The following is a 535-nucleotide window of genomic DNA, read 5'->3' as shown; positions in this document are numbered from 1 at the left end:
CCATTTGGAATGTTTGCACCCCTTCCTACAGGTAGTACTCAGATGTCATGCCCGATCGTTAAAAGCTGGGGAACCACTGTAGAACTATGTTTTATCAGAGATATCATCCGAGTAATTAAATGGATTATCTGGACTAACTTTGCAATTACCTGTTTTTTAAACCTATGAGTTTCTTAGCAGACTGGTGGTTTGCCACATTTTCTTTAATATTTTTTCTTGTATTAGCTGCCATCCTCGATCCGACAGGTGCGGTTAATTCTTTTATGATCATGCTAATCGACCTAGTAAAAGGAGTACTGCCAGATACCCCCAAAGACATGACCATAGCCTCTTGGGTAACATCATTTCAGGCATCCTTTCCTATAGTTGGAGGTGAAATACTTGTAGAGGTCATCAACGGTATTCTCGGCATGATCGGGCTACTGATGATATTTAAAATTTGGAAATTACTTCCTTTTGTATAGATGGCAGAGTTACAAGTACCTAACCTCACAGCAATTATTGGAGAATTTGGATCTGGTAAATCACTCTACTC

At 39.4% G+C, this 535-nt stretch carries 1 protein-coding gene; it reads left to right on the top strand.

The genetic code is table 11. The features are described from left to right. The first annotated feature begins 164 nt into the window (after positions 1–164). Positions 165–464: a hypothetical protein gene (locus tag AC805_RS16870; protein WP_055076473.1), complete on the top strand. Its 300-nt coding sequence runs from the start codon at positions 165–167 to the stop codon at positions 462–464. Positions 465–535 lie beyond the last annotated feature (71 nt).

The organism is Pseudanabaena sp. 'Roaring Creek', assembly GCF_001402795.1.
In the GTDB taxonomy this organism is placed as follows: domain Bacteria; phylum Cyanobacteriota; class Cyanobacteriia; order Pseudanabaenales; family Pseudanabaenaceae; genus Pseudanabaena.
This window is presented reverse-complemented; position numbering and strand designations above follow the sequence as displayed.